The 26,109-nt window shown below is 70.7% G+C and carries 21 protein-coding genes and 1 tRNA gene; 8 read left to right on the forward strand and 14 right to left on the reverse strand.

From position 1 onward, the window contains the following. Window positions 1-98 precede the first annotated feature (98 nt). Window positions 99-821: a vWA domain-containing protein gene (locus ACIGO6_RS04970; protein ID WP_399871316.1), complete on the forward strand. Its 723-nt coding sequence runs from the start codon at window positions 99-101 to the stop codon at window positions 819-821. Window positions 822-865: 44 nt separating this feature from the next. Here the strand turns inward: ACIGO6_RS04970 and ACIGO6_RS04975 are convergent, their stop codons facing one another. Both ACIGO6_RS04975 and ACIGO6_RS04980 read right to left on the reverse strand, forming a co-directional pair. Then, window positions 866-1,495, reverse strand: coding sequence for an SIMPL domain-containing protein (locus ACIGO6_RS04975; RefSeq protein ID WP_399871318.1), 630 nt, complete (start codon window positions 1,493-1,495; stop codon window positions 866-868). Window positions 1,496-1,523: 28 nt separating this feature from the next. Further along, window positions 1,524-2,423, reverse strand: coding sequence for a hypothetical protein (locus ACIGO6_RS04980; RefSeq protein ID WP_399871321.1), 900 nt, complete (start codon window positions 2,421-2,423; stop codon window positions 1,524-1,526). Between the two features lie 137 nt (window positions 2,424-2,560). On the opposite strand from ACIGO6_RS04980, the gene ACIGO6_RS04985 reads away from it, so the two are divergent. From ACIGO6_RS04985 to ACIGO6_RS04995, 3 genes are all read left to right on the forward strand, one after another. Further along, window positions 2,561-2,911, forward strand: a complete 351-nt coding sequence (locus ACIGO6_RS04985; protein WP_399871323.1) for a chorismate mutase — start codon at window positions 2,561-2,563, stop codon at window positions 2,909-2,911. Window positions 2,912-3,066: 155 nt separating this feature from the next. Beyond that, window positions 3,067-5,607 carry an aminopeptidase N gene (gene pepN, locus ACIGO6_RS04990; RefSeq protein ID WP_399871326.1) on the forward strand — a complete coding sequence of 847 codons (2,541 nt, stop codon included), beginning with the start codon at window positions 3,067-3,069 and terminating at the stop codon, window positions 5,605-5,607. A gap of 154 nt (window positions 5,608-5,761) precedes the next feature. Beyond that, window positions 5,762-7,174 (forward strand): lysine N(6)-hydroxylase/L-ornithine N(5)-oxygenase family protein, encoded by a 1,413-nt coding sequence (locus tag ACIGO6_RS04995; protein WP_399871329.1) that lies wholly within the window; start codon window positions 5,762-5,764, stop codon window positions 7,172-7,174. 40 nt (window positions 7,175-7,214) lie between these two features. Here the strand turns inward: ACIGO6_RS04995 and ACIGO6_RS05000 are convergent, their stop codons facing one another. Further along, entirely contained in the window at window positions 7,215-9,023 is a 1,809-nt protein-coding gene (locus ACIGO6_RS05000; RefSeq protein WP_399871332.1) for a bifunctional metallophosphatase/5'-nucleotidase, read from the reverse strand. Window positions 9,024-9,240: 217 nt separating this feature from the next. Between ACIGO6_RS05000 and pyk the strand changes: the two genes are divergently transcribed. Further along, window positions 9,241-10,674: a pyruvate kinase gene (gene pyk / locus ACIGO6_RS05005; RefSeq protein ID WP_399871335.1), complete on the forward strand. Its 1,434-nt coding sequence runs from the start codon at window positions 9,241-9,243 to the stop codon at window positions 10,672-10,674. An 8-nt stretch (window positions 10,675-10,682) separates the two neighbouring features. Here pyk and ACIGO6_RS05010 read toward each other — a convergent pair. Beyond that, window positions 10,683-10,756, reverse strand: a tRNA-Leu gene (locus tag ACIGO6_RS05010). A gap of 101 nt (window positions 10,757-10,857) precedes the next feature. Here ACIGO6_RS05010 and ACIGO6_RS05015 point away from each other — a divergent pair. Then, window positions 10,858-11,514 (forward strand): ANTAR domain-containing response regulator, encoded by a 657-nt coding sequence (locus ACIGO6_RS05015; RefSeq protein ID WP_399871337.1) that lies wholly within the window; start codon window positions 10,858-10,860, stop codon window positions 11,512-11,514. Window positions 11,515-11,590: 76 nt separating this feature from the next. Here ACIGO6_RS05015 and ACIGO6_RS05020 read toward each other — a convergent pair whose 3' ends face one another. From ACIGO6_RS05020 to ACIGO6_RS05060, 9 genes are all read right to left on the reverse strand, one after another. Continuing rightward, entirely contained in the window at window positions 11,591-12,307 is a 717-nt protein-coding gene (locus tag ACIGO6_RS05020; protein WP_399871340.1) for an ABC transporter ATP-binding protein, read from the reverse strand. Continuing rightward, entirely contained in the window at window positions 12,304-13,221 is a 918-nt protein-coding gene (locus ACIGO6_RS05025; RefSeq protein WP_399871342.1) for an ABC transporter ATP-binding protein, read from the reverse strand. The genes ACIGO6_RS05020 and ACIGO6_RS05025 overlap by 4 nt, the downstream gene beginning before the upstream one ends. Window positions 13,222-13,226: 5 nt before the next feature. Further along, a complete protein-coding gene (locus ACIGO6_RS05030) occupies window positions 13,227-15,053 on the reverse strand; it encodes a branched-chain amino acid ABC transporter permease (RefSeq protein WP_399871345.1) in 1,827 nt (608 codons plus the stop codon). 5 nt (window positions 15,054-15,058) lie between these two features. Continuing rightward, a complete protein-coding gene (locus tag ACIGO6_RS05035; RefSeq protein ID WP_399871347.1) occupies window positions 15,059-15,991 on the reverse strand; it encodes a branched-chain amino acid ABC transporter permease in 933 nt (310 codons plus the stop codon). A gap of 120 nt (window positions 15,992-16,111) precedes the next feature. Beyond that, window positions 16,112-17,350 (reverse strand): branched-chain amino acid ABC transporter substrate-binding protein, encoded by a 1,239-nt coding sequence (locus ACIGO6_RS05040; protein WP_399871349.1) that lies wholly within the window; start codon window positions 17,348-17,350, stop codon window positions 16,112-16,114. Window positions 17,351-17,637: 287 nt separating this feature from the next. Then, window positions 17,638-18,246, reverse strand: a complete 609-nt coding sequence (locus tag ACIGO6_RS05045) for a Tat pathway signal sequence domain protein (RefSeq protein ID WP_399871643.1) — start codon at window positions 18,244-18,246, stop codon at window positions 17,638-17,640. Next, window positions 18,243-18,776 carry a hypothetical protein gene (locus ACIGO6_RS05050; protein ID WP_399871352.1) on the reverse strand — a complete coding sequence of 178 codons (534 nt, stop codon included), beginning with the start codon at window positions 18,774-18,776 and terminating at the stop codon, window positions 18,243-18,245. Before ACIGO6_RS05050 ends, ACIGO6_RS05045 begins: the two co-directional genes overlap by 4 nt. 101 nt (window positions 18,777-18,877) lie before the next feature. Beyond that, the gene (locus tag ACIGO6_RS05055) at window positions 18,878-19,369 is read right to left on the reverse strand and encodes a hotdog fold thioesterase (protein ID WP_399871355.1); all 492 of its coding nucleotides are present in this window, start codon (window positions 19,367-19,369) and stop codon (window positions 18,878-18,880) included. 79 nt (window positions 19,370-19,448) lie between these two features. Then, a complete protein-coding gene (locus ACIGO6_RS05060; RefSeq protein WP_399871356.1) occupies window positions 19,449-21,728 on the reverse strand; it encodes an FdhF/YdeP family oxidoreductase in 2,280 nt (759 codons plus the stop codon). Window positions 21,729-21,913: 185 nt separating this feature from the next. On the opposite strand from ACIGO6_RS05060, the gene polA reads away from it, so the two are divergent. Together polA and ACIGO6_RS05070 are read left to right on the forward strand one after the other, a co-directional pair. Further along, complete coding sequence (gene polA / locus ACIGO6_RS05065) at window positions 21,914-24,640, forward strand: DNA polymerase I (protein ID WP_399871358.1); 2,727 nt, start codon at window positions 21,914-21,916, stop codon at window positions 24,638-24,640. Window positions 24,641-24,884: 244 nt separating this feature from the next. Continuing rightward, window positions 24,885-25,298, forward strand: a complete 414-nt coding sequence (locus tag ACIGO6_RS05070; RefSeq protein WP_399871361.1) for a hypothetical protein — start codon at window positions 24,885-24,887, stop codon at window positions 25,296-25,298. On the opposite strand, the gene ACIGO6_RS05075 is transcribed toward ACIGO6_RS05070, so the two are convergent. Then, entirely contained in the window at window positions 25,219-26,073 is an 855-nt protein-coding gene (locus tag ACIGO6_RS05075; protein WP_399871364.1) for a DUF4184 family protein, read from the reverse strand. The genes ACIGO6_RS05070 and ACIGO6_RS05075 overlap by 80 nt on opposite strands. Between the last annotated feature and the right edge of the window lie 36 nt (window positions 26,074-26,109).

Genomic DNA, 26,109 nt, shown 5'->3' on the forward strand with positions numbered 1-26,109 from the left:
AAATAGCGAATGCCTGTGGATCGGCTGAGAGGCGGGGTGCGCCGTGCCGTAACCTCGGCAGCCGGAAGGCGTACGTACGGGGTGACGGGGGAGTCGGCATGGCCGCGATCAGTCTCACCAAGGTGCAGGAGACGGCGCCCGCGCTGGTCGACCTGTACAAGAGCGCCGGGGTGTCGCTCACCCAGCACGGCCTGGCGGGGACACGGGCGGCGGTCTACCTCGTCGTCGACTACTCCGGGTCGATGAAGCCGTACTACAAGGACGGCAGTGTGCAGGCGCTCGCCGACCGGGTGCTGGGGCTGTCCGCCCACCTCGACGACGACGGCACCGTGCCGGTGGTGTTCTTCTCCACGGACGTCGACGCCGTCACCGAGATCGCGCTCGCCGACCACCGGGGGCGGATCGAGCGCATCGTGTCGGGCCTCGGGCACATGGGCAAGACCAGCTACCACCTGGCCATGGACGCCGTCATCGACCACTACCTCGACAGCGGCGCCCGCCACCCCGCCCTGGTCGTCTTCCAGACCGACGGCGGCCCGATCAACCGGCTCGCCGCGGAGCGGTACCTGTGCAAGGCGGCGCGGCTCCCGCTGTTCTGGCAGTTCGTCGGCTTCGGCGACCCCGGCAGCCGGCAGTTCGAGTACCTGCGCAAACTCGACGAGCTCGCGGTGCCGGGCAAACGGGTCGTCGACAACGCCGGTTTCTTCCACGCGGGCCGCGACCCGCAGAAGGTGATCGACGCCGAGCTGTACGACCGGCTGGTGGGGGAGTTCCCCACGTGGCTGGCGGCCGCACGCGCTCAGGGCATCGTAGGGCCGTAGCGACGGCCGGCCTTCACGTCGGCCGACCGCCACGGTGGCACCCGTCAGTGCCGCAGGGAGAAGCCCAGCAGGACCCCCGCCGTCACCTCCACCGCGCCCGGTGCCAGGGCGCCGGCCGGACCGCCGGCTTTGGCCACGCGGAACGCGGCGAAGGGCTCGCTCTCCGCGTCCTGCACATGCAGCACCGGACCCAGCCGCACGTCCGCCGCCTCCGCGTACACCTGCGCCTTCCGGCGGGCGTCGGCCACCGCCCTGCGCCGCGCCTCGTCACGCAGCGTCGGCCTGTCGAGCACGTCGAACTCGACGCTGTCGATCCGGTGCGCGCCCGCGTCGACCATGTCCACGATCAGCTGCTCGAGATCGTCCAGCGCCTCGGTCTCCACCGAGTAGGACGCCCGGCAGCGGTAGCCCAGGAGCCTGCGGCCCTCGCCGTGACCGTCGTACTCCGAGGTGAGAGCGAGCCGGGAGCCCGAGACCGAGGCGTCCGGCACACCGTGGCGGCGCAGCACCTCCCGCAGCCGCGTCACGGCCGCCCCCGCCTTCTGGAAGGCCTGGTCCGGTGTCGGCTCCAGCACGTCCACCGCCGGCTGCACCCGCGCGAGCCCGGGTTCGACCCGCACCGTGCCGGCGCCGAACACGCTGATCCCCCAGGGTTCTTCGATGGCCTGTGTCATACCGGCATTCAAACACCGGACCCGGCTTCTACGTGTCGCACTCCAGCACCGTCCGGCACAGCCCGCACCGCGCCCGCACCCGCCCCCGCACCGGCACCCTGATCCGCTGGTGACAGGTCGGGCAGGGAAAGGACACCCGCAGCGGCCCGTGACCGCCCGGCGTGAAGGCGTACGCACCGTCCGGCGCCGGAGCGTCGGCGGTGTGCGGATCCTGGGCGTGACGGCGATCCCGCGCATAGCGGCGGCGGCCGGCCCAGCCGGCCGCCGTGAGCGGCGGCTGCTGCTCGTCCCGGCGGGCCCGGGCCATGCCCTTGCCGTACGCCGTGTAGGCCTGCGGACTGGTGAACCACACCGACGGGTCCTCACCGAAGACCAGCGCCCGCTTGGCCAGGACGTAGCCGAACTCCTCCGGCGTCAGGTACCCCAGCTTCTGCGACGACGCGGAGTCCTCGCGGTAGGCGTCCAGGAGCAGCCAGCCGGCGCCCAGGTACGTCGTCGCCGTGTCGGTGAGGATCTCGTTGTCCCGGGTGCCGGGGAACGACAGGTCGAGGCGGTGCAGGTACACGTGCATCACCTCGTGGGCCAGGGCGGCACCGATGTCCCGGCGATGCGTACGGAAGCGGTCGTTCAGCTCGATGAAGTACTCCGGGCCCGCCGTGAGTTCCACGTTCGCCGCGTGCGTCATCTCGCGGAACGAGACGATCATCCGGGCGTCGGGCAGCCGGTAGTGACGCACCAGCTCGTGGGCCACCCGCTGCGTCCCCAGATACAGGTCGTCGGTGTCGCAGAACGCCACGTCGGCCGGGGCCACGCTGGACGAGAACGTCTGGACGGTGTCGTACGACAACCGCTTGTACAACGCGGTGACGGCTTCCCGCACCGTCTCCAGATGCGGGAAGCCGTGCTCGACCGGTCCGCCGTTCGCCACGCCCTAACCCCCAAGACGCCTGAACCCTGTCTCCACTGTACGAGGAGTGACTGTACGAGGAGTGCGGGCCGCGTCGGGACGTTCAGCGCCTGAGACGGTCTGCGGCGGGCCGGACCGCGCCCGTAGGCTGAGCGCCCATGACCACCAGCAACACCGGTACCGGTGCCGTCGACCCCGCCGTCCGCGAAGAGCTGGCCCGGCTGCGGGACAGCATCGACAACATCGACGCGGCCGTCGTCCACATGCTCGCCGAGCGCTTCAAATGCACCCAGCAGGTGGGCCACCTCAAGGCCCGGCACCAGCTGCCGCCCGCCGATCCGGCCCGCGAGGCGAAGCAGATCGCCCGGCTGCGCGGCCTCGCCGAGAGCGCCAAACTGGACCCGGCGTTCGCCGAGAAGTTCCTGAACTTCATCATCGCCGAGGTGATCCACCACCACGAGCGCATCGCGGAGAACAACGGCAACGGGACCGCCCCGGCGCCGCACTGAGTCCGACCACGGCACGGGGGCGGGCACACGGGCCCACGCGCCGTGCACGCACCGCCCGCCGGGGGCGCACGCCGGAGTGTGCGGCGACCCCGCACGGACCGGACATAGACCGCGTACCGATCCGCCCCTGTGCCGTGCCGACGGCATCAGGCAGCATGGCGTTCATGTCCGTACTGACGCGCGACGAAGCGCAGACCCGAGCCCGGCTCCTCGACGTCCACCACTACGCGATCGACCTCGATCTCACCCGTGGCGACGAGACCTTCGACTCCCGCACCGTCATCCGGTTCACCGTCCGCGGCGAAACGGCCACCGCGGACACCTTCGTCGAGGTCAAGCCCGCCGAGCTGCGCACCGTCACCCTGGACGGACACCCCCTCGACCCGGCCGGCCTGGACGGGAACCGGCTCGCCCTGAAGAACCTCGCCCCCGGCGCGCACGAACTGCGCGTCGAGGCGGCCATGCGCTACTCCCGCACCGGCGAGGGCATGCACCGCTTCACCGATCCCGCCGACGGCGAGACCTACGTCTACACCCAGCTCTTCCTGGACGACGTCCAGCGCGTCTTCGCCGCCTTCGACCAGCCCGACCTCAAGGCCGTCTTCGACCTGACGGTCACCGCGCCCGAGGGCTGGACCGTCCTCGCCAACGGCGTCACCGCCCACACCGGCGACGGCCACTGGAAGGCCGCCACCACCCCGGTGATCTCCACCTACCTCGTCGCCGTCGCCGCCGGCCCCTGGCACTCCGTGCGCACCGAGCACCGCGGCCTGCCCTTCGGCATCCACTGCCGCCGCTCGCTCGCCCCCCACCTGGACACCGACGCCGACGAGATCCTCGACGTCACCCGCGCCTGCTTCGACCGGTACCACGAGAAGTTCACCGAGCCCTACCCCTTCGACTCCTACGACCAGGCGTTCGTCCCCGAGTTCAACGCCGGGGCCATGGAGAACCCCGGGCTGGTCACCTTCCGCGACGACTTCGTCTTCCGCTCCGCCGTCACCGACACCCAGCGCCAGACCCGCGCCATGGTCATCGCCCACGAGATGGCACACATGTGGTTCGGCGACCTCGTCACGCTGCGCTGGTGGGACGACATCTGGCTCAACGAGTCCTTCGCCGAGTACATGGGCTACCAGACCACCGCCGAGGCCACCCGCTTCACCGACACCTGGACCGACTTCGGCGTCGCCCGCAAGCCCTGGGGCTACGACGCCGACCAGCGCCCCTCCACCCACCCCGTCGCCCCCGAGAACGTCCAGGACACCGCCTCCGCCCTCCTCAACTTCGACGGCATCTCGTACGCCAAGGGCGCCTCCGCCCTGCGCCAGCTCGTCGCCTGGCTCGGCGAGAAGGACTTCCTCGCCGGCATCAACCTCCACTTCGAGCGGCACAGGTTCGCCAACGCCTCCCTCGCCGACTTCATCGACTCCCTGGCCGCCGCCACCGAACGCGACGTCCACGCCTGGGCCGACGCCTGGCTGCGCACCACCGGCGTCGACACCCTCGTCCCGGAACTGCGCGCCGAGAACGGCAACTGGAGCCTTCACATCGAGCACCGGGGCGCCGGCAGCCCCGAGCCGGCGGGAGCCACCCGCCCGCACCGCATCACCATCGGCGCCTACGACCGCGACCTCCACGACGCCGGCCGCCTCACCCTCCGCCGGCGCCTCGAAGCGGACCTCGCCGGCGAGAACACCACCCTCAGCACCGCCGGCGCCCGGCCCGCGCTCGTCGTCCTCAACGACGGCGACCTCACCTACGCCAAGATCCGCTTCGACGCCGAGTCCTTCCGGACCCTGAGCGAGAGCCTGTCCGGCCTGCCCGACCCGCTCACCCGGGCCGTCGTCTGGAACGCCCTCAGGGACGCCGTCCGCGACGGCGAACTCCCCGCCGGCGCCTACCTGGACATCGCCCGCGCCCACCTCCCGCACGAGACCGACCTCGCCCTCGTCGACGGCGTCCTCGCCTTCGCCACCGCCCAGGTCGCCGACCGCTACGTCACCCCCGAGCAGCGGCCCGCCGCCCTGAACACCCTCACCGAGCTGTGCCGCGACCTCATCCGCCGCACCGAGGACGGCGACCACCCCGGGCTGCGCCTCATCGCCGTACGCCACCGCATCACCACCGCCGCCCACCCCGACACCATCGCCGCCTGGCTCGCCGACGGCACCGTCCCCGGCGGCCCCGAACTCGACCCCGAGCTGCGCTGGCGCATCCTCACCCGCCTCGCCGTCCTCGGCGCCACCGACGAGGCCGCCATCGCCGCCGAACTCGAACGCGACCCCAGCGCCACCGGCCAGGAGGGCGCCGCCCGCTGCCGCGCCGCCCTGCCCGACCCCGAGGCCAAGAACCGCGCCTGGGAGGCCATGTTCGCCACCGACGACCTCTCCAACTACCTCTTCACCGCCACCGCCCAGGGCTTCTGGCAGCCCGAGCACGCCGACCTCGTCCGCGAGTTCGTACCGCGCTACTACGCCGAGGCCGTCTCCGTCGCCACCCGCCGCGGCCCCGCCATCGCCGTCGCCGCCGGCCGCTGGGCCTTCCCCGTGCACGCCGTCGACGCCGACAACCTGCGCCTCGGCCAGGAGTGCCTCGCCGACGCCGACCCCACCCCCGCCCTGCGCCGCCAGCTCGCCGACCAGCTCGACGACCTGGCCCGCGCCCTGCGGGTACGGGAGGCGGGCACGCGCTGACCCCGACGCGGCCGGACCCCGTCCCCCGGGGCCGGCCGCGCGAGTACCCCCTTTCGGGTTGTGATCGTTGGGCTGTCCGGGCGTATCCGCACATCCGCGTACAAGCTGGAACCCCCGGCACACGCACCGCCGCCCCGGAAGGACGCACCCCGCGATGAACACCCCCGCCCCCCACGCGCCCGACACCCCCCGCGACCTCGTCGGCATCGGCATCGGCCCCTTCAACCTCTCCCTCGCCGCCCTCGCCGACCCCCTCACCGGCCTCGACGCCGTCTTCTACGACCAGCGCCCCGCCTTCCACTGGCACGCCGGCCTGCTCATCGACGGCGCCCGCATCCAGGTGCCGTTCCTCGCCGACCTCGTCACCCTCGCCGACCCGGCCAGCCCCTGGAGCTTCCTCAACCACCTCAGGGCCCGCGAACGCCTCTTCCCCTTCTACTTCGCCGAGCGCTTCCACATCCAGCGCGCCGAGTACGACGCCTACTGCCGCTGGGTCGCCGACAACCTCCCCTCCCTCCACTTCCACCACCAGGTCGACGCCGTCCGCTGGAACCCCGAACGCGACCTCTTCGAGGTCGACTACACCCACCTGGACGCCGACGGGGAGGCCGAGGCCCTCGGCCGCACCCACACCTGCAACGTCGTCCTCGGCATCGGTACCGAACCCCACGTCCCCGACCCGCTCAGACCCCTCGCCGACGCCCCCGGCGTACCCGTCCTGCACGCCGCCGACTACCTCGCCCACCGCGACGCACTCCTCGCCGCCGGACACGTCACCGTCATCGGCACCGGCCAGTCCGGCGCCGAGATCTTCCTCGACCTGCTCCGCCACCGGCCCCCCGGCCGCGAGAAGCTCCACTGGCTCGGCCGCACCGAAGCCTTCGCCCCCATGGAGTACTCCAAGCTCGGCCTGGAGCACTTCACCCCCGACTACACCCGCTACTTCCACGCCCTGACCGAACCGGTCCGCGACCGCCTCGTCGCCGCACAGTGGCAGCTGCACAAGGGCATCGACGCCGACACCGCCGCCGCCATCCACGACGAGCTCTACCGCCGCACCCTCGACGGCGGCTGGCCCGACACCGTCCTCACTCCCGGCGTCCACGTCCGCACCGCCGGCCGCGTCGCCACCACCCGGATCGAACTGCACCTGGAACACGCCCAGCAGAACACCCGCTCCCGCCTCACCACCGACGCCGTCGTCCTCGCCACCGGCTACCGCGAACGCCCCCTCGACCGCATCCTCGCCGGCCTCGACCCCTACATGCGCCGCGACAGCCGCGAGCGCCCCCGCGTCGACGACCGTTTCCGGCTGCTGCTCGACTCCTCCGTCACCGGCAACGTCTACGTGCAGAACGCCGAGACCCACACCCACGGCGTCGGCGCCCCCGACCTCGGCCTCGCCGCCTGGCGCAGCGCGACCATCCTCAACGACCTGACCGGCCGCCGGCCGTACCCGCTGCCGCACCGCACCGCCTTCACCACCTTCGGCCTGGAACAGGGAAAGCCCCAGATCCCGTCCGCACGCCACTACCGGGAGCTCACCCCCCTGGTGGACGGAATCTGAGGCTGACGCGACCTGAGGCCGACGCGACCGAACCGGAGGATCAGAACACCGGCGTACCGTTACGCGTCAAGGACCAGTCCACGGACGCGAAGTCCTTCGGGTCCAGCACACCCTTCGCGGTCGCCCACTCGGCGATCCGGGTACGGATCTCCGTCGACTCCGACCACAGCTCCTTGGCCGACGCCACATGCGGGAAGGCCCCGCCGCCGTTGGCCCGGTAGTTGTTCACCGCCAGTACGAACTGCTGCGCGTCGTCCAGCGGAGCGCCGCCGTACGCGAGGTTCCTGATCCGCGAACCGGGCGCCTGCGCGATGTCGATCTCGTACGTCAGACCCGACACGTAGTCGTAGTTGTAGTCCGGGCGGCCGTTCGCGTTGGTCAGCTTCTCCACGTCGACCGGGGCACCGGCCGCCGTCTGCACGTAGTACTCCGCCGAGAACTCCAGGTACGCCCGCAGCTGAGCGCCCGTCATCAGCTTCGCCACCAGCGTGTTGTCGTACACGTACAGGCTCGACAGGTCCCGGATCGTCACGTCACCGGCCGGGATCTCCGAGGTCCGCGAGAAGGGCGAGGCCTGCGCCAGCACCGGCAGCGCGGCGTACTCCGTTCCCGCCAGCGCCTCCTTGACCACGTCCTCCTGCACCTTGGTGATCAGGTCGATGATCGGGGCGTCCTTGTACCGCGCCTCCACCGTGGTCAGCGTCTCGGTCGCGGTGCCGACGACCTGATTGACGTACGCCACCACCTTCGCGTGCTCGTCCGCCAGCAGCTTCGTGATCCGCGGGTCGTCGTCGACCGTGTTGGAGTTGCGCAGCGACGCCTTCACCGACTCCACCTGCCAGCGGCCCCGCTCGAAGACCAGCTCGAAGTCGAACAGGGTCAGCCGCTCGGCGTAGCACAGCGGCTCCGACAGCACGACCGTCTTCCCGGTCTCCTCGTTGACGACCTTCAGCTCCGGGATCTCCACGTGCGCGTGCCCGACCAGGATCGCGTCGATGCCCGGCACCTGCCTGGCCACGTTGGCCGCCGCGTTCTCGACGTACGGCACCTGGTCACCGTACGAGGACGTCCCCGACGAGCCGGAGTGCGCCGACACGACCACCACGTCCGCGCCCATCGAACGCAGCTTCGGCACCCACTTCGCCGCCTGCTCCTCCAGGCCCGGGAAGGCCAGCTTGCCCTGCACGTACGCCTTGTCCCAGATCGCGATGCCCGGGTTGGTCAGCCCCAGCACCGCCACCTTCACCGGCGGGGCGCCCTTCACCCGGAACGTCTTCATGAAGTAGGGCGGGAACGCGGGCTTCAGGGTCTTCGCGTCGACCGCGTTCGCACCGAGCAGCGGGAAGTCGCACTGCTCCTCGAACTTCCGCAGCGTCTCGATGCCGTAGTTGAACTCGTGGTTGCCGAGCGCCACCGCGTCGTACCCGATGGCGTTCATCGCCTGCGCCATCGGATGCACCGGACCGCCCTCGGCGGTGATCGGGTCCACCTTCGCGTAGTAGTACGTCAGCGGGGTGCCCTGGATGGTGTCGCCCGCGTCCAGCAGCAGCGTGTTGTGGCGGCCCTTCTCCTCGCGGACCTGGTTCACCAGCGTGGAGACGCGGGCCAGGCCCTGGGCGTTGCCCGCCGCGTCGGTGTACTCCGCGTCCTTGAAGTAGTCCCAGTTGAAGACGTGGCCGTGCAGGTCGGTCGTGCCCAGGACCGTCAGCGCGTACCGCTTCGGCTTCCGCCGCCCCCGGTGCGCGGGCACCGCCGCCTCGGCCACCGGGGCCGCCGCCGCGCCGGCCAGCGCGACCCCCGCCCCCGTCACGGCGGACCTGCTGAGGAACTTCCGGCGGTTCAACGGCATGGCTGACTCTCCTTGGTGACCCGTCACATCATCATCAACAACGCGCGTAGATTCTGTCCTGAGCATGGCGTCTGTCAAGGGGTTCCGACCGGGTGAAATGCTCATCGGAGCAATGCGGCGCACAATTCAACACTTGTCAATCGCCCTTTACCCAAAGGTTGTTGAGCAGATATGCGTGGCCAATTCGCTACTGATCGGTAAGTCATAGGCTCGACTCATGCGCCGAGCGAAAATCGTCTGCACCCTGGGACCCGCCACCGACTCCTACGACCAGATCAAGGCCCTGGTCGACGCCGGAATGGACATCGCCCGCTTCAACTTCAGCCACGGCACACACGCCGAACACGAAGAGCGGTACCACCGCGTCCGCAAGGCCGCCGACGAGACCGGCCGCAGCGTCGGCGCCCTCGCCGACCTTCAGGGCCCGAAGATCCGCCTCGGCCGTTTCACCGAAGGCCCCGTACTCCTTGAACGCGGCGACACCTTCACCATCACCGTCGAAGAAGGCGTCGAGGGCGACCGCCACACCTGCGGCACCACCTACGCCGGCCTCGCCGCCGACGTCACCCCCGGCGAACGCATCCTCGTCGACGACGGCAAGGTCTGCCTGGAGGTCACCGACGTCGACGGCCCCCGTGTCCGCACAACCGTCGTCGAGGGCGGCATCGTCTCCGACCACAAGGGCCTCAACCTCCCCGGTGTCGCCGTCTCCGTCCCCGCCCTCTCCAAAAAGGACGAGGACGACCTGCGCTGGGCCCTGAACAGCGGCTTCGACGTCGTCGCCCTCTCCTTCGTCCGCAGCGGCCGCGACGTCCTCGACGTCCACCGCATCATGGACGAGGAGGGCCGCCGCCTCCCCGTCATCGCCAAGGTCGAGAAGCCGCAGGCCGTGGAGAACATCGAGGACATCGTCGCGGCCTTCGACGGCATCATGGTCGCCCGGGGCGACCTCGGCGTCGAAATGCCGCTGGAACAGGTCCCGATCGTCCAGAAGCGCGCGATCAAGCTGGCGAAGCGCAACGCCAAACCGGTCATCGTCGCCACCCAGATGCTCGACTCGATGATCGACAACGCCCGCCCGACCCGCGCCGAGGCCTCCGACGTCGCCAACGCCGTCATCGACGGCACGGACGCGGTGATGCTCTCCGGCGAGACCAGCGTCGGCAAGCATCCGACCGACACGGTGCGGACGATGGCCCGCATCGTCGAGGCGGCCGAGGAGGACATCCTCGCCAAGGGCCTGCCCCCGCTGACCGAGCGCAACAAGCCCCGCACCCAGGGCGGCGCCGTCGCCCGCGCCGCCGCCGAGATCGGCGACTTCCTCGGCGCGAGGTTCCTGGTCGCCTTCACCCAGTCCGGCGACACCGTCCGCCGTCTCTCCCGCTACCGCTCACCCATCCCGCTGCTCGCCTTCACCCCGGAACCGGCGACCCGCTCGCAGCTGAGCCTGACCTGGGGCGTGGAAACCTTCCTCGGCCCGCACGTGGACTCCACGGACGCGATGGTCGACCAGGTGGACGAACTCCTCACCCGATACGGCCGCTGCGAGAAGGGCGACGTAGTGATCATCACGGCCGGTTCACCCCCGGGGGTGTCGGGCACCACGAACCTGGTGCGCGTGCACCACATCGGGGAGAGTCCTTCGAATTGAAGGTAAAGTGCCCCGGGTGGGACTCGAACCCACACTGAATGCCTTTTGAGGGCATCGTCTCTGCCGATTGGACTACCGGAGCCTCTTCGAACCGAAGGTCAGTGTAGCCCCTCGGTGACTCAAACATACAGGAGCTAGGTAGGCTCTTGTCAGCAGTACCCCTGCCCCGAACGAGGAGCCCACGTGACCGCCCCCGAGTCGCCCCAGCCCGCCGACGTGACCGACGACGACAAGTCGCACGTGCCTCCGCTGACGACCCGTGTCGTCATCGCCGAGGACGAGGCGCTCATTCGGCTGGATCTCAAAGAGATGCTGGAGGAGGAGGGGTACTCCGTCGTCGGTGAGGCCGGTGACGGTGAGCAGGCCGTGGAGCTGGCCCGTGAGCACCGGCCGGACCTGGTGATCCTCGACGTGAAGATGCCCAAGCTGGACGGCATCTCCGCGGCCGAAAAGATCGCCGAGGAGAGCATCGCGCCGGTGCTGATGCTGACCGCGTTCTCGCAGCGCGACCTGGTGGAGCGGGCCCGGGACGCCGGGGCCATGGCGTACCTGGTGAAGCCGTTCAGCAAGAGCGACGTCGTGCCGGCGATCGAGATGGCCGTCTCCCGCTTCACGGAGTTGAAGGAGCTGGAGAAGGAGGTCGCCGACCTCAGCCAGCGGCTGGAGACGCGCAAGCTGGTGGACCGGGCCAAGTCGGTGCTCCAGACGGAGTACGGCCTGACCGAGCCGGCCGCGTTCCGGTGGATCCAGAAGACGTCGATGGACCGGCGGATGTCGATGCAGCAGGTCGCCGAGGCGGTCATCCAGGACGCCGAGGAGAAGAAGGCGTCCAAGGGCTGAGGCCCCGGAGCGTGCACGAGGCCCGCGTCCCCGACTGGGGGCGCGGGCCTCGTCGTACGGCCGGACGGGTGCGCCGTCAGTCCTCGCCGAGGTAGGCCTTGCGGACCGACTCGTCGTGGAGGAGGTCCTGTCCGCTGCCGGACAGGACGATGTTGCCGACCTCCATGACGTGGCCGTGGTCGGCCAGGGACAGGGCGGCCTGGGCGTTCTGCTCGACGAGCAGGATGGTGGTGCCCTGGGACTTGAGTTCGGCGATGGTCGCCATGATCTTCTGCATCATGATCGGCGAGAGACCCATGGAGGGTTCGTCGAGCATGAGCAGCTTGGGCTGGGACATCAGGGCACGGCCCATGGCGAGCATCTGCTGCTCACCGCCGGAGAGGGTGCCCGCGGCCTGCTTCCGGCGTTCGCCGAGGATCGGGAAGAGGTCGTAGGCGCGCTGGATGTCCTTGTCGATGCCCGGCTTGTCGCTGCGCAGGAAGGCGCCGAGGCGGAGGTTGTCCTCGATCGTCATGCGGGGGAAGATGTGCCGCCCCTCGGGGGAGTGGGCGAGCCCGAGGGAGACGATCTGGTGGGCGGGGACCTTCTTGAGCGACTTGCCGCCGAACTTGATCTGGCCGCCGACCGGCTTGAGGAGGCCGGACAGGGTGCGCAGGGTGGTGGTCTTGCCGGCGCCGTTGGTGCCGATGAGGGTGACCACTTCACCGGCGTCGACCTTGAAGGAGATGCCCTTGACGGCTTCGATCTTGCCGTAGGCGACGCGGAGGTCCTCGACCTCGAGGAGTGCGGTCATCGGTCGTTCTCCTTGCCGGCCGCGGTGTCCGTGGTGGTGTCGGCCTGGGCGTGGGCCTCGGCGGCCTCGGCCTCGGCGGCTTCCGCCGCGCCGGGGTCGTTTTCGAGGGGTTCGCCGAGGTAGGCGGCGATGACGCGTTCGTCGCCCTGGACGGTGGCGCTGTCGCCTTCGATGAGTTTTTCGCCCTGGACGAGTACGGCGACGCGGTCGCAGAGGTTGAAGATGAAGCGCATGTCGTGCTCGATGACGAGGACGGCGATGCCCATGTCGCGGATGGCGAAGACCAGTTCTTCGGTGGCCCGGGTCTCCTGGGGGTTCATGCCGGCGGTCGGCTCGTCCAGGAGGAGCAGTCCTGGTTCGCTGGCGAGGGCGCGTGCGATTTCCAGTTTGCGCTGTTCGCCGTAGGGCAGGTTGCGCGCGAGGTGGTCGGCCTTGGCGGCCAGGCCGACGAACTCGAGTAGTTCGAGGGCGCGTTCGCGGGAGGCGGCCTCGGCCTTGTGGAAGCCGGGGCCGCGCAGGACGGCGGACCAGAAGCCTTCTTTGGTGCGGGTGTGGCGGCCGACGAGGACGTTCTCCAGGACGGTCATGTTGGCGAACAGCCGGATGTTCTGGAAGGTGCGGGCGATGCCGGCGGCGGTGACCTTGAAGGATTTGGCGGGTAGGACCTGGTCCTTGTAGCGGACTTCGCCTTCGGTGGGGATGTACAGGCCGGTGAGGCAGTTGAAGAAGGTGGTCTTGCCGGCGCCGTTGGGGCCGATGAGGCCGACGATCTCGCCGCTGTTGACGGTGAGGTCGACGCCGTTGACGGCGGTGAGGCCGCCGAAGCGCATGGTGACGCCGCGGGCGTCGAGGACGGTGGTGCCGGGGGCGGGGGCGCCCGGGGCGGTGTCCTTGGTGGTGGTGTCGGTGGTCATGGTGGTCAGGCCCCTGTCTTGCTCAGGGTGGTGGGAGCGTCGGCCTCTTCGTGGAATTCCAGCTTGCGGCGCCGGTTGGCGACGAGTCCTTCGGGGCGGAAGCGCATGAGCAGGACGAGCGCGAGTCCGAAGGCGAAGAGCTGGTAGTCGTCGAGGAACTGGAGCTTGTTGGGGATGAGGAAGAGCAGTGCGGCGCCGATCAGGGGGCCGGCGATGGTGCCCATGCCGCCGAGGACGACGGCGGCCAGGAGGAAGGCCGAGTTGGGCGGTGTGGTGCCGGCGAAGAGGTACTGCTCGGGGGTGACGGTGTAGGTCACGTGGGCCTGGACGGTGCCGGCGAGGCCGGCGAGGGTGGCGCCGACGGCGAAGGCGATGAGCTTGACGCGGAAGCCGTTGATGCCCATGGCGAGTGCGGCGGTCTCGTCCTCGCGGATGGCGACCCAGGCGCGGCCGATGCGGGAGTCGCCGCTGCGTCGGAAGACGAGGACGACGACGGCCGTGATGATGAGCATCAGGAAGAAGTAGTTGGCGAACCGGCCGATGGTGAATCCGCCGATCTCGTGCTGGACTCCGAGGTCGAAGCCGAGGATCTTCAGATCGGGGATGGAGGAGATGCCGTTGGAGCCGTTGGTGACGTCCGGGCCGGAGGTGCCGTCGAGGTTGTTGGCGGTGATGCGGAAGATCTCGCCGAAGCCGAGGGTGACGATGGCGAGGTAGTCGCCGCGCAGGCGCAGGGTGGGTGCGCCGATGAGGACGCCGAAGACCAGTGAGGCGGCGGCGCCGACGAGGACGGCGGCCCAGAAGGGCAGGTGGAGGTCGAAGGGGGAGCTGGGCGAGCCGGAGACCATGGAGGCGGCGTAGGCGCCCACGCCGAGGAAGGCGACGTATCCGAGGTCGAGGAGGCCGGCGAGGCCGACGACGATGTTGAGGCCGAGGGCGACGGTGGCGAAGATCAGGATGTAGACGCCGAGGGTCGCGTACTGGTCGTCGGACTGTGTGAAGGGGAAGCAGGCGGCGGCGATGAAGGCGCCGCAGACGGTGATGTTCTGGTGCCGGGCGGTGATCTCGGTGGCCTGGGCGATGAGGCCGGCCCGGTGGAGGGCGGCGAAGCCGAAGCCGGCCACGATGAGGAAGCCGACGAAGAGTTCGTCGTACTCGGTGCCGATGCCGTAGGTGAAGACGACCAGGGCGACGGCGAGGATGCCGGCGATGACGAGGATCTCGGCGTAGGGGGGCAGGGCTCGGAGGGGGCGGGGGGTGCCGGTGGCGAAGGCCGCCTTGATCGTCTGCCAGTTCTGGGAGCTGGTGTGCTTGAACTGCTCCCAGCCGGTGTCGTCGGGGTCGAAGGGGTCGGGCTCGGGGCGTTCGAAGGGGAGGGCGAGCGCGCCGAGGAGTGCGACGAGGGTGACGACCGCGGCGACGTAGCCGCCGGGTTCGAGGTTGACCAGGCCGCCGAGCTGGGCGCTGATCGCGATCAGCGTGTACCAGGTGGTCGCGAAGGCGGCGAGGGCGGCGAACTTGAGGGCTGCGTCGGCGCCGGCGGGCACCAGCCAGCCGAGCCCCTTGACGCCGTACGAGGCGAGGCCGAGGAGTGCGGTGAGGGCGCCGGCGATCAGCACCAGGACCTGGAGTCCGCCCGGGTAGCCGTAGACGGTGAGGTCGCCGGGGAACTCGGCGGTCCAGGTCCAGGCGAGGAAGGTGGAGACGACGGTGAGGACACCGCCGCCGGTGGCGAGGGCGCGGCCGATGTGCGGGGGTATGCCGATGAGGCCGGTTGCGTTGCCCGCGGCGGGGGCGCCGGCGGTCTTCGGTGTGGTGGTCTGTGTGGTCATCGGTGTCACGCCCTGTCCGCAACGCGTTCGCCGAGCAGGCCCTGTGGCCTGAACAGCAGCACGAGGATGAGGAGGATGAAGGCCCAGACGTCGGACCAGGACTGGCTGCCGAACTGGTCGAGGCCGGGGATGTCGGCGATGTAGGCGGTGGCCAGGGTTTCGGCGACGCCGAGGACGACGCCGCCGATCATGGCGCCGTAGATGTTGCCGATGCCGCCGAGGACGGCCGCGGTGAAGGCCTTCAGGCCGAGGATGAAGCCCATCTTGAAGTCGATCTGGCCGTACTTGAGTCCGTTGGCGACTGCGCCGACGGCGGCGAACACGGCGCCGAGCGCGAAGGCGACCACGATGATGCGGTCCGTGTTGACGCCCATCAGCTTGGCGGTGTCCGGGTCCTGGGCGGTGGCCTGCATGCCGCGTCCGGTGCGGGTGCGCATCACGAAGTAGGCGAGGATGGCCATGCTGACCGGGGCGGCGACGAGTAGGAAGATGTCGCCGGTCTGGAGGGTGACGCTGCCGATGTGGAAGGGCCCGCCGTCGATCTGGGGGAAGGTCCGGGCGGACTTGGCCTCGGGGTACCAGGCCCAGACGGCCTGCTGGAGCGCGAGGGAGAGGCCGATGGCGGTGATGAGGGGTGCGAGCCGGGGGGCGCCGCGCAGCGGGCGGTAGGCGAATCGTTCCGCCCCGACTGCGACGGTGACGGAGACCAGCATGGCGCCGAGCAGCATGAGGGGCAGGGCGATCAGCATGGAGGTGCCGTCGGGCAGGATGTAGACGTAGACCGTGAGCGCGCCGAAGGCGCCGGTCATGAAGATCTCGCCGTGGGCGAAGTTGATGAGCTGGACGATGCCGTAGACCATTGTGTAGCCGATGGCGATCAACCCGTACATGGATCCCAGTAGCAGGCCGTTGACCAGCTGCTGCGGCAGTTCGTTCACCGCATGTCCTCCGAGACTTTCGGAACGTTCGACGGATGTGGCCGGATGCGAGTCCGCGCGGGGCGCCGGTGGAACAGCGCCCCGCGCGGCTCGTGATCGGTGGTGCGGGCGGGCGGTGGGTCAGCCGGTGTAGGTGCCGGACTTCACGGCCTTCCAGGCACCGTTCTCTACGGAGTACACGGTGAGCTGCTTGTTGGTCGCGTCACCGAACTCGTCGAAGGAGACCTTTCCGGTCACGCCGTCGAAGGAGACCTTCTGCATGGCGTCGACGACCTTGGATCGGGCGTCGTCGGGGAGCTTGCCGTCGTTGGCCTCGACGACCGACTTGACGGCCTCGATGATCGCCCAGGCGGAGTCGTAGGAGTAGCCGCCGTAGGCCTCGTAGGCCTCCTTGTATCCGGCGGCCTTGTAGTTGGCGACGAACTCCTTGGCGGAGGGGAGTTCCTCGACCGGGGCGCCGACGGAGGTGGCGAGGTCGCCGGTGCCGCTGGCGCCGGCGAGCTTGATGAAGTCGGCGCTGTAGATGCCGTCGCCGCCGACCACCGGGATCTTCGCGCCGGCGGCCTTGATCTGCTTGCTCAGCGGGCCGGCCTGCGGGTATTCGCCGCCGTAGTAGACGACGTCGGCGCCGGAGTTCTTGACCTTGGTGGCGACCGCGTTGAAGTCCTTGGTGTCGGGGTTGATGTGCTCGGTCCCGACGACCTGGCCGCCCAGCTTCTTGAACTCCGCGGTGAAGGTGGCGGCGAGGCCGGCGCCGTAGGTCTTCTTGTCGTCGATGACGAAGACCTTGCGCTTCTTGGAGTCGTTGTAGACGTACTGCGCGGCGAAGGGACCCTGGATGGCGTCCGTGGTCGCGGTGCGGAAGTACGACTTGTACGTCCGGACCTTCTTGGTCTGCCAGTCGACGCCCTGGGTGAGCGAGGGGTTGGTGTTGGCCGGGGAGACCTCGACGAGTTTGGCCGTGTCGAAGACCTTCTGCATGGACTCGCCAACGGAAGAGTTCAGCGGGCCGACGACGCCGAGGACGTCGTCGTTGGCGACGAGCTGGGTGGCGTTCTGCTGGCCGACGGAAGGCTGGCCCTGGTCGTCGAGGGCCTTGATCTCGAACTTGATGCCGTCGACGTAGTTGTCCTTGTTGGCGGTCTTGGCGGCGAGGTCCACCGAGTTCTTGATGCCGAGGCCCAGCGCGGACAGGTCGCCGGTCAGCGGGGCGTCGACGCCGATGACGACGGTGGTACCACCGCCGCCGCCGTTGCCGGAGTCCGAGCCGCCGTCGTCGTCGCGCGAGCCGCAGGCGGTGAGGGTGAGCGCTCCCGCCGCCAGAGCGGCGGTGATGGCTATGAGCGAACGTTGACGCACGATCAGTCCTTTCCCTGGCACAGCCGCTTCCCCGTGGAGGCGGCCGAGTCGAGCGCTGGGCCGAAGTGACAATCGGATGGCGCGGTGACTGGCCGTGACTCTAAGCGTGTGTGGGGAACGTGGAGGAGGGTCTGACTCAGGCTGTGACGCTCTTGTTATGACGCGGCGTAATGCAGAGCGGTACTGGCTGGGAAGAAGGGCGGAATTCAGGCCGATTCGCCCTGTCCGCATGGTGAGAACTTGCAGGATCGGCGGGCAGTGCTCAGGGGTCTCGGGCGTTTTGGTGATTACCTGAAATCGTCGCCGCAGGCGGCTTCGAGGGTCTGGGAGAGGTCCAGTGCATAGCGCTCCCCCAGGATGAAACTGTGAGCTTCTATTGCGCGCGTATTACGTAGCGTTACATCCAGGAAAGGGAGTCCGGGGTTCCGCGGTGCTTTTTCGCAATCCGTCACCCGGAGCGTGACGATGATCTTGATGGCGGAATGCGGCTTTGTCTGGAAAGGTGCCGCGGGCGACGATCGCACCGACAGGCCCTGGTAGGGCTGGGTCAGTCGCGTCACGGTGACGGGTGGACCGGACCGCACGCTGAGCAGCACCGTGAAGCTGAAACCGTCGGCCTCGGCTTCGCGGGAGCCGGCCACGGGGGCGACGTACACGAGGTCGACGGCCTGGGACGGGTGGAGCGGCGGGGAGGCCGGCCGCGGTGGTGGGCGGCTCGCGTACAGGGCACCGCCGCCCACCAGGACGGCGAGGGCGGCGGCGGCCGTGAGGACGGCCCGGCGGTGGCGTTCGTAACGCCGGGCGAGGCGTCCGGGCGTCCGGGTGGGCCGAGAGGCTTCGGGGGCCTCCAGGGCGTGGGTGCCCTCCTCGGGCTCGACGGGTCCGGTGCCGCTCACCGCTGCCACGGGCCCTCGCTCGGGCCGCCGTCGCGGTACCGCTCGGCGCAGGTCTCGCGCACCCGACGGACCGTCAACTCCTCGGTGGCCCGGTCGCCGTGCTCGCGCTGCGTGGGCCGCGCGGCGGCCACGACCTCGCGCAGGATGTCGTACTGCCGGTTGGACAGCCCCATCGACTGGTAGTCGCCGTAGAGGGTGCCGCCGTCCAGTATCCGGCGTGCCCAGTACCCGACGGCGCTGGTGCACAACTCGGCTCCGGCGAGGGGTGGTCGAGCCGACGCCGACACCGACGCCGGGGCGGTCGACCGGGTGGCGGCACCGGGACCGGCGCGGTCGGCCCCCAAGTTGCCGCAGGCCGCGAGGGCGAGGCTCGGCAGTGTCAGCGCGAGCGCGAGCCAGGCGGGCGGGACGCGCCCCCGCTCACACCGCGCGGTCCCCGTCGGGCCGGCCCGTCCGCGCGTGCCCCGCACGGGTGTGGAGCGCAGTCCCCGAACCGCGGCCCCCGGCCAGGGGGCCTCTCCCCGTCCCATGTCTCGAAGCTAGGGCGACGGGTGGCCGATGGCAATGTTGGACGGGACGGTGCCGGAGGGCAATGCCGAACGGGGACGATGCCGTGAGGGCTGCGCGCCGCTCAGCCCGCCGCTTCCGCCGTCCGTGCCCCGTCGCCCGGGTTCATGTCCCGCAGCAGGCAGGTCAGCCGGGCGGTGCACACCCTGCGGTCCTGCTCGTCGCTGATCACGATCTCGTACGTCGCCGTCGACCGGCCCCGGTGCACCGGCGTGGCCACGCCGGTGACCAGACCGGAGCGGACCCCGCGATGGTGGGTGCAGTTCAGGTCGACACCGACGGCGATCTTGGAGCTGCCGCCGTGCAGCATCGCGCCGACCGAGCCGAGGGTCTCGGCCAGCACCGCCGAGGCGCCGCCGTGCAGCAGCCCGTACGGCTGGGTGTTGCCCTCCACCGGCATGGTGCCGACGACGCGGTCGGCCGACGCCTCCAGGACCTGGACGCCCATGCGGGTGCCGAGATGTCCCGCGGAGAAGAGGGCGGGCAGGTCGACGCCGAGCGCGGCGTACTCGTCGATGACCTCCTGCGGGAACTGCACCTGCTGCTGCTCGCCCATGGGCCCGGCTCCGTTCGTTTCGGTACGTCTGTCTGTCACGTCTGTCTGCATCGCCTGTCCGGCTCGGCTGAGCAAACGCTCAGTCGGTCGCCGATTGTTCCAGACGGACGACGACGGACTTGCTGGCCGGGGTATTGCTGGTGTCCGCGGTGGCGTCCAGCGGCACCAGGACGTTGGTCTCCGGGTAGTACGCCGCCGCGCAGCCCCGGGCCGTCGGGTAGAGCACGACGCGGAAACCGGGCGCCCGCCGCTCCACCCCGTCCTTCCACTCGCCGACCAGGTCGACGTACGAGCCGTCCCGGACGCCCAGCTTCCGGGCGTCCTCCGGATTGACCAGGACGACCCGGCGGCCGTTCCGGATGCCCCGGTAGCGGTCGTCCAGGCCGTAGATCGTGGTGTTGTACTGGTCGTGCGAGCGCAGCGTCTGCAGCAGCAGCCGCCCTTCGGGCAGCTCGGGGTACTCGACCGGCGCGGCAGTGAAGTTGGCCTTGCCGGTGGCCGTCGGGAAGCGGCGCTCGTCGCGCGGGGCGTGGGGGAGGGCGAAGCCCCCGGGGCGGGCCACGCGCGCGTTGAAGTCCTCGAAACCGGGGATCACGCGGCCGATGCGGTCGCGGATCGTCGCGTAGTCCTTCTCGAACTCCTCCCACGGTGTGGTGCTGCGCTCGCCCAGCACGCGCCGGGCCAGCCGGCACACGATCGCCGGTTCGGACAGCAGGTGGGCGCTCGCGGGCTCCAGCCGGCCGCGGGAGGCGTGCACCATGCCCATGGAGTCCTCGACGGTGACGAACTGCTCGCCGCCGTCCTGGAGGTCCCGCTCGGTGCGGCCGAGCGTCGGCAGGATCAGGGCGCGCGCGCCCGTGACCGCGTGCGAGCGGTTCAGCTTCGTCGACACGTGCACGGTGAGGCGGGCGCGGCGCATCGCCGCCTCGGTGACCTCCGTGTCGGGGGAGGCTGAGACGAAGTTGCCGCCCATGGCGAAGAAGACCTTCGCCTCGCCGTCGCGCAGCGCGCGGATGGCCCGTACGACGTCGTAGCCGTGCTCGCGCGGCGGGGCGAAGCCGAACTCCCTCTCCAGGGCGTCCAGGAACGCGGACGCGGGGCGTTCGAAGATGCCCATCGTGCGGTCGCCCTGCACGTTGGAGTGGCCGCGCACCGGGCAGACGCCCGCGCCCGGGCGGCCGATGTTGCCGCGCAGGAGGAGGAAGTTGACGACCTCGCGGATGGTGGGCACGGAGTGCTTGTGCTGGGTCAGGCCCATCGCCCAGCACACGATGGTGCGCCGGGAGGCGAGCACCATGCGCAGCGCCTCCTCGATCTCCGCGCGCGTGAGACCGGTCGCCGTGAGCGTCTCGTCCCAGTCGGCGGCGCGGGCGGCCTCGGCGAACTCCTCGTACCCGTGCGTGTGTTCCTCGACGAACGCCTCGTCGACCGCGCCCTCGGTCTCCAGGATCAGCTTGTTGAGCAGCCGGAACAGGGCCTGGTCGCCGCCGAGGCGGATCTGCAGGAACAGGTCGGTGAGCGCGGCGCCCGCGGTGAGTCCCTTGGGGGTCTGCGGGTTCTTGAAGCGCTCCAGGCCGGCCTCGGGCAGCGGGTTGACGCTGATGATCCGCGCGCCGTTCGCCTTGGCCTTCTCCAGGGCGGAGAGCATGCGCGGGTGGTTGGTGCCCGGGTTCTGGCCGGCCACGATGATCAGGTCGGCCTTGTACAGGTCCTCCAGCAGGACGCTGCCCTTGCCGATTCCGATGGTCTCGGACAGGGCCGAGCCGGACGACTCGTGGCACATGTTGGAGCAGTCCGGCAGGTTGTTGGTACCGAGCTCGCGCGCGAAGAGCTGGTAGAGGAACGCGGCCTCGTTGCTGGTGCGCCCGGAGGTGTAGAAGACGGCCTCGTCGGGCGAGTCCAGGGCGGCGATCTCCTCCGCCACGATGCCGAAGGCGCGCTCCCAGGTGACCGGCTCGTAGTGCTCGCCGCCCTCCGGGAGGTACACCGGGTGCGTGAGCCGGCCCTGCTGGCCCAGCCAGTAGCCGCTGCGGGTCGCGAGGTCGGCCACGGGGTGCGCGGCGAAGAACTCCGGGGTGACCCGGCGCAGGGTGGCCTCCTCGGCCACCGCCTTCGCGCCGTTCTCGCAGAACTCCGCCTTGTGCCGGTGGTCCGGCTCCGGCCAGGCGCAGCCCGGGCAGTCGAAGCCGTCCTTCTGGTTGACGCTCAGCAGCGTCAGCGCGGTCCGCTTCACCCCCATCTGCCGCTGTGCCATGCGCAGGGTGTGGCCGATGGCCGGAATACCCGCCGCCGCATGCTGGGGTCCGGTCACCTGCGGCGCGTCCTGAACCGGATCACCCTTGGGCGGCTTGGTGGCCATCGCGCGCTCCTTCGCTGACGCATGTGAGGTACGTCTCCGATCCTCGCACGCCCCTCTGACAGCGACGGAGGCCGGGCGGGCCGGAATCCGCAAGCGGTGGTTGCGGTGGCGGACGGTGGCCGGTCCGTGCCGGGGGCGAGCGAGCGCGGGGCCGAGTGTCAGTGGTCCGTGGCAGGATCGGGGACGTGGCAGAGACAGCAGCGAAGAAGACCGACAACACCCCCGGCGGCGGCCGACCGCGCCTGATGCTCATGGACGGGCACTCGCTGGCGTACCGCGCGTTCTTCGCGCTGCCCGCGGAGAACTTCACGACCGCGACGGGCCAGCCGACCAACGCGATCTACGGCTTCGCGTCGATGCTGGCGAACACGCTGCGTGACGAGGCGCCGACCCACTTCGCGGTGGCGTTCGACGTCTCCCGCAAGACGTGGCGGTCCCAGGAGTTCACCGAGTACAAGGCGAACCGCTCCAAGACCCCGGACGAGTTCAAGGGCCAGGTCGAGCTGATCGGCGAGCTGCTCGACGCCATGCACGTGCAGCGCTTCGCCGTCGAGGGCTTCGAGGCCGACGACGTCATCGCCACGCTCGCCACGCAGGCCGAGGCCGAGGGCTTCGACGTGCTGATCGTCACCGGCGACCGGGACTCCTTCCAGCTGGTCAGCGACCACACCACGGTGCTGTATCCGACCAAGGGCGTCTCCGAGCTCACCCGGTTCACGCCGGAGAAGGTCTTCGAGAAGTACGGGCTGACGCCCGCCCAGTACCCCGACTTCGCGGCCCTGCGCGGCGACCCGTCCGACAACCTGCCGGGCATCCCGGGCGTCGGCGAGAAGACGGCCGCGAAGTGGATCAACCAGTTCGGGTCCTTCGCGGAGCTCGTCGAGCGCGTCGACGAGGTCAAGGGCAAGGCCGGGCAGAACCTGCGCGACCACCTGGAGTCCGTCAAGCTCAACCGCCGGCTCACCGAGCTGGAGCGGCGGGTCGAGCTGCCGAAGACGGTCACCGACCTGGAGCGCACGGCGTACGACCGCAAGGGCGTCGCGATGTTCCTGGACACCCTGGAGATCCGCAACCCGTCCCTGCGGGAGCGGCTCTACGCGGTCGACCCGGGCGCCGAGGAGGCCGAGGCCACCCCGGTCGTGGCCGACGGTGTGGAGCTGGACGGCGCCGCGCTGGGCACGGGGGAGCTGGCCGGCTGGCTCGCCGAGCACGGCACGGGGACCCTCGGTGTCGCCACCGTCGACACCTGGGCGCTGGGCACCGGCTCGGTCGCCGAGGTCGCGCTCGCCGCGCCCGACGGGAAGGCCGCCTGGTTCGACCCGTCCGAGCTGGACGAGGCCGACGAGACGGCGTTCGCGGCCTGGCTGTCCGACGCGGAGCGGCCGAAGGTCTTCCACAACGCCAAGGGCGCGATGCGCGTCTTCGCCGAGCACGGCTGGAGCGTCGCCGGCGTCGGCATGGACACCGCGCTCGCCGCCTATCTGGTCAAGCCCGGCCGCCGCTCCTTCGACCTGGACGCGCTCTCCCTGGAGTACCTGCACCGCGAGCTGGCCCCCGCCGCCGCAGCCGACGGCCAGCTGGCCTTCGGCGCGGACGACGGCGCCGAGGCCGAGGCGCTGATGGTGCAGGCCCGCGCGATCCTCGACCTGGGGGAGGCCTTCGAGGGCCGCCTGGCGGACGTCGGCGCGGCGGACCTGCTGCGCGACGTGGAGCTGCCCACGTCCGCGCTGCTGGCCCGCATGGAGCGGCACGGCATCGCGGCCGACCGGGAGCACCTGCAGGCCATGGAGCAGATGTTCGCGGGCGCCGTGCAGCAGGCGGTGAAGGAGGCGCACGCGGCGGCCGGACACGAGTTCAACCTCGGCTCGCCCAAGCAGCTCCAGGAAGTCCTCTTCGGCGAGCTGAACCTGCCGAAGACGAAGAAGACCAAGACCGGCTACACGACGGACGCGGACGCCCTCGCATGGCTCGCGGCGCAGACCGAGAACGAGCTGCCGGTGATCATGCTCCGCCACCGTGAGCAGGCCAAGCTGCGGGTCACGGTCGAGGGCCTGATCAAGACGATCGCCGCCGACGGCCGCATCCACACGACGTTCAACCAGACGGTCGCCGCCACCGGCCGCCTGTCCTCCACGGACCCGAACCTGCAGAACATCCCGGTCCGCACGGACGAGGGCCGGGCGATCCGCCGCGGGTTCGTCGTCGGCGAGGGCTTCGAGTCCCTGATGACGGCCGACTACAGCCAGATCGAGCTGCGCGTGATGGCCCACCTGTCGGAGGACGCGGGCCTGATCGAGGCGTTCGCCTCCGGCGAGGACCTGCACACCACCGCCGCCGCGCAGGTCTTCTCCGTCGAGCAGTCCGCGGTCGACGCGGAGATGCGCCGCAAGATCAAGGCCATGTCCTACGGCCTGGCGTACGGCCTGTCGGCCTTCGGCCTCTCCCAGCAGCTGAACATCGAGGCGGCCGAGGCCCGCGGCCTGATGGACGCCTACTTCGAGCGGTTCGGCGGCGTACGGGACTATCTGCGCCGGGTCGTCGACGAGGCACGGGCGACGGGCTACACGGCGACGCTCTTCGGTCGCCGCCGCTACCTGCCCGACCTCAACAGCGACAACCGCCAACGGCGCGAGGCGGCCGAGCGCATGGCCCTGAACGCACCCATCCAGGGCACGGCGGCCGACATCGTCAAGATCGCCATGCTCAATGTGGACAGGGCGCTGCGCGAGGCGGACCTCACGTCCCGCATGCTGCTCCAGGTCCACGACGAAATCGTCCTGGAGATCGCCCCCGGCGAGCGCGCGGCGGCGGAGGAGATCGTCCGCCGCGAGATGGCCGACGCCGTGCAGCTCAGGGTCCCCCTGGGCGTCTCGGTCGGCGCGGGCCCGGACTGGGAGTCGGCGGCGCACTAGCCTCCGGCGGTCGGCGGTACGGGCGGGGAGCGCCGCGAGTCCGCGTGCTCGCGGCGGTTCCCCGGCGAGCCGGGCCGCGGAGGGCGGGCGGGCCGCGGCCGGGGGTGTGCCATCGCCCGGCGTCGGAGCCGGCGTCGGGCCCACCCCGGCCGAGGCCCGTGCGCCCCGCCCGTCCCGCGGGTCCCGTCACTCAGGTGGCCCCCGCGAGGACGCCCCCGCCGCGGACTCCCGTGAGGATGCGGGCATGGGTATACGCATGCTCCATCACCGGACGACACCGGCACGGGCAAGCACCGACCGACCGGCCCGCGTGCCGCTCCCGCCCGTACCGGTCTTCGCACCGGGCGCAAGTACCGGCCGCGTCCCCACCACTCTCGCGACGGCCCTGCACCGCACCGCGGCACACCTCCGCCGCAGACTCGCCCGCCGCTACCCGGCCGCCGCGACCCCACGCGAGACGTCCGCCCGGCGCCTGTGGGCCGACCTGACCCGCGGCTACCTGGCGCTCGCCCTCGGCCTCCTGCCGCGGACCCGCCCCGCACACACCTTCACCGTCTTCGTCGCGACCACCGACACGCTCAGTGCGCCACCCGGCGGTCCCGCTCCGTACCGACGCCTCCCGGGCCCGTGGGGGCCGGGACCGGACGCCACACCCTGACCCCGACGGCGCACAGCAGCAGCGCCGGCACCAGCCCCGCGCCCGCCCCGAAGCACACCGTCGGGATCAGCTCCCAGGGCTTCGCGACGTCCCCCCAGTGCTCCCACCAACGGGTCGCCCGCCGCACCGCCCCGGCCACCGCGCAGCCGCCGAGGACCGCCCCGGCCCACCACCGGTCCCGTACCGAGAGGACCGGAACCCCCAGCGGCTCGTCCCGGGGCGCCCGGCGCAGCGCACGCGCCAGGAACACGGCGATCACGACCGCGGCCACCGCGGAACCGCCGTACTGGAGGTACCAGTAGAGCGGCGAGCCCGCGATCTCCCGGCCCAGGCCGGGGAACACCCGCATCCCCCAGCGGTCGAGGTGCGTGAACGCGTCCCACACCACGTGCGTCAGCGCGCCCAGCACCGCCGACACGTACCACCACGCCACCAGCGACGGCCGCACGCGCGCGCGTGGCGCCCCGCAGCGCAGCAGGGCGGCGGCGCGCCCCTGCCGGGCCCGTGGCAGCAGGGCCACCAGCGGCTCGCGGGCCACCAGCCACAACCCCACCAGCGCCCAGGCGATGACCACATCGACCGTGAAGACGCCCGGGACGGAGTGCGTCACGTCGCCGAACTCCATCGCCCCGGACAGGAAACTCGCCGCGTAATAGGTCATGTCGGGCGCGAAGGAACCCGCCACCAGCACGGCCGGCACCAACCGCCCCCGGCCGGTTCCGTCGCCCCGCACGGCGGGCAGCACGGCGGCGGCATGACTCAGCGTGAACGGCAACGGAACTCCTCTTATGGCCAACCGGTGAATATCGGG

The organism is Streptomyces sp. NPDC053750 (genome assembly GCF_044544295.1).
Classification (GTDB): Bacteria; Actinomycetota; Actinomycetes; order Streptomycetales; family Streptomycetaceae; genus Streptomyces.

Bases quoted from the DNA above. Each gene is read 5' to 3' on its own strand.
- ACIGO6_RS04970 (WP_399871316.1), top strand. From the start codon at position 99: ATGGCCGCGATCAGTCTCACCAAGGTGCAGGAGACGGCGCCCGCGCTG.
- ACIGO6_RS04975 (WP_399871318.1), bottom strand. From the start codon at position 1,495: ATGACACAGGCCATCGAAGAACCCTGGGGGATCAGCGTGTTCGGCGCC.
- ACIGO6_RS04985 (WP_399871323.1), top strand. From the start codon at position 2,561: ATGACCACCAGCAACACCGGTACCGGTGCCGTCGACCCCGCCGTCCGC.
- pepN (WP_399871326.1), top strand. From the start codon at position 3,067: ATGGCGTTCATGTCCGTACTGACGCGCGACGAAGCGCAGACCCGAGCC.
- ACIGO6_RS04995 (WP_399871329.1), top strand. From the start codon at position 5,762: ATGAACACCCCCGCCCCCCACGCGCCCGACACCCCCCGCGACCTCGTC.
- ACIGO6_RS05000 (WP_399871332.1), bottom strand. From the start codon at position 9,023: ATGCCGTTGAACCGCCGGAAGTTCCTCAGCAGGTCCGCCGTGACGGGG.
- pyk (WP_399871335.1), top strand. From the start codon at position 9,241: ATGCGCCGAGCGAAAATCGTCTGCACCCTGGGACCCGCCACCGACTCC.
- ACIGO6_RS05020 (WP_399871340.1), bottom strand. From the start codon at position 12,307: ATGACCGCACTCCTCGAGGTCGAGGACCTCCGCGTCGCCTACGGCAAG.
- ACIGO6_RS05025 (WP_399871342.1), bottom strand. From the start codon at position 13,221: ATGACCACCGACACCACCACCAAGGACACCGCCCCGGGCGCCCCCGCC.
- ACIGO6_RS05030 (WP_399871345.1), bottom strand. From the start codon at position 15,053: ATGACCACACAGACCACCACACCGAAGACCGCCGGCGCCCCCGCCGCG.
- ACIGO6_RS05050 (WP_399871352.1), bottom strand. From the start codon at position 18,776: ATGGGACGGGGAGAGGCCCCCTGGCCGGGGGCCGCGGTTCGGGGACTG.
- ACIGO6_RS05055 (WP_399871355.1), bottom strand. From the start codon at position 19,369: ATGGGCGAGCAGCAGCAGGTGCAGTTCCCGCAGGAGGTCATCGACGAG.
- ACIGO6_RS05060 (WP_399871356.1), bottom strand. From the start codon at position 21,728: ATGGCCACCAAGCCGCCCAAGGGTGATCCGGTTCAGGACGCGCCGCAG.
- ACIGO6_RS05070 (WP_399871361.1), top strand. From the start codon at position 24,885: ATGGGTATACGCATGCTCCATCACCGGACGACACCGGCACGGGCAAGC.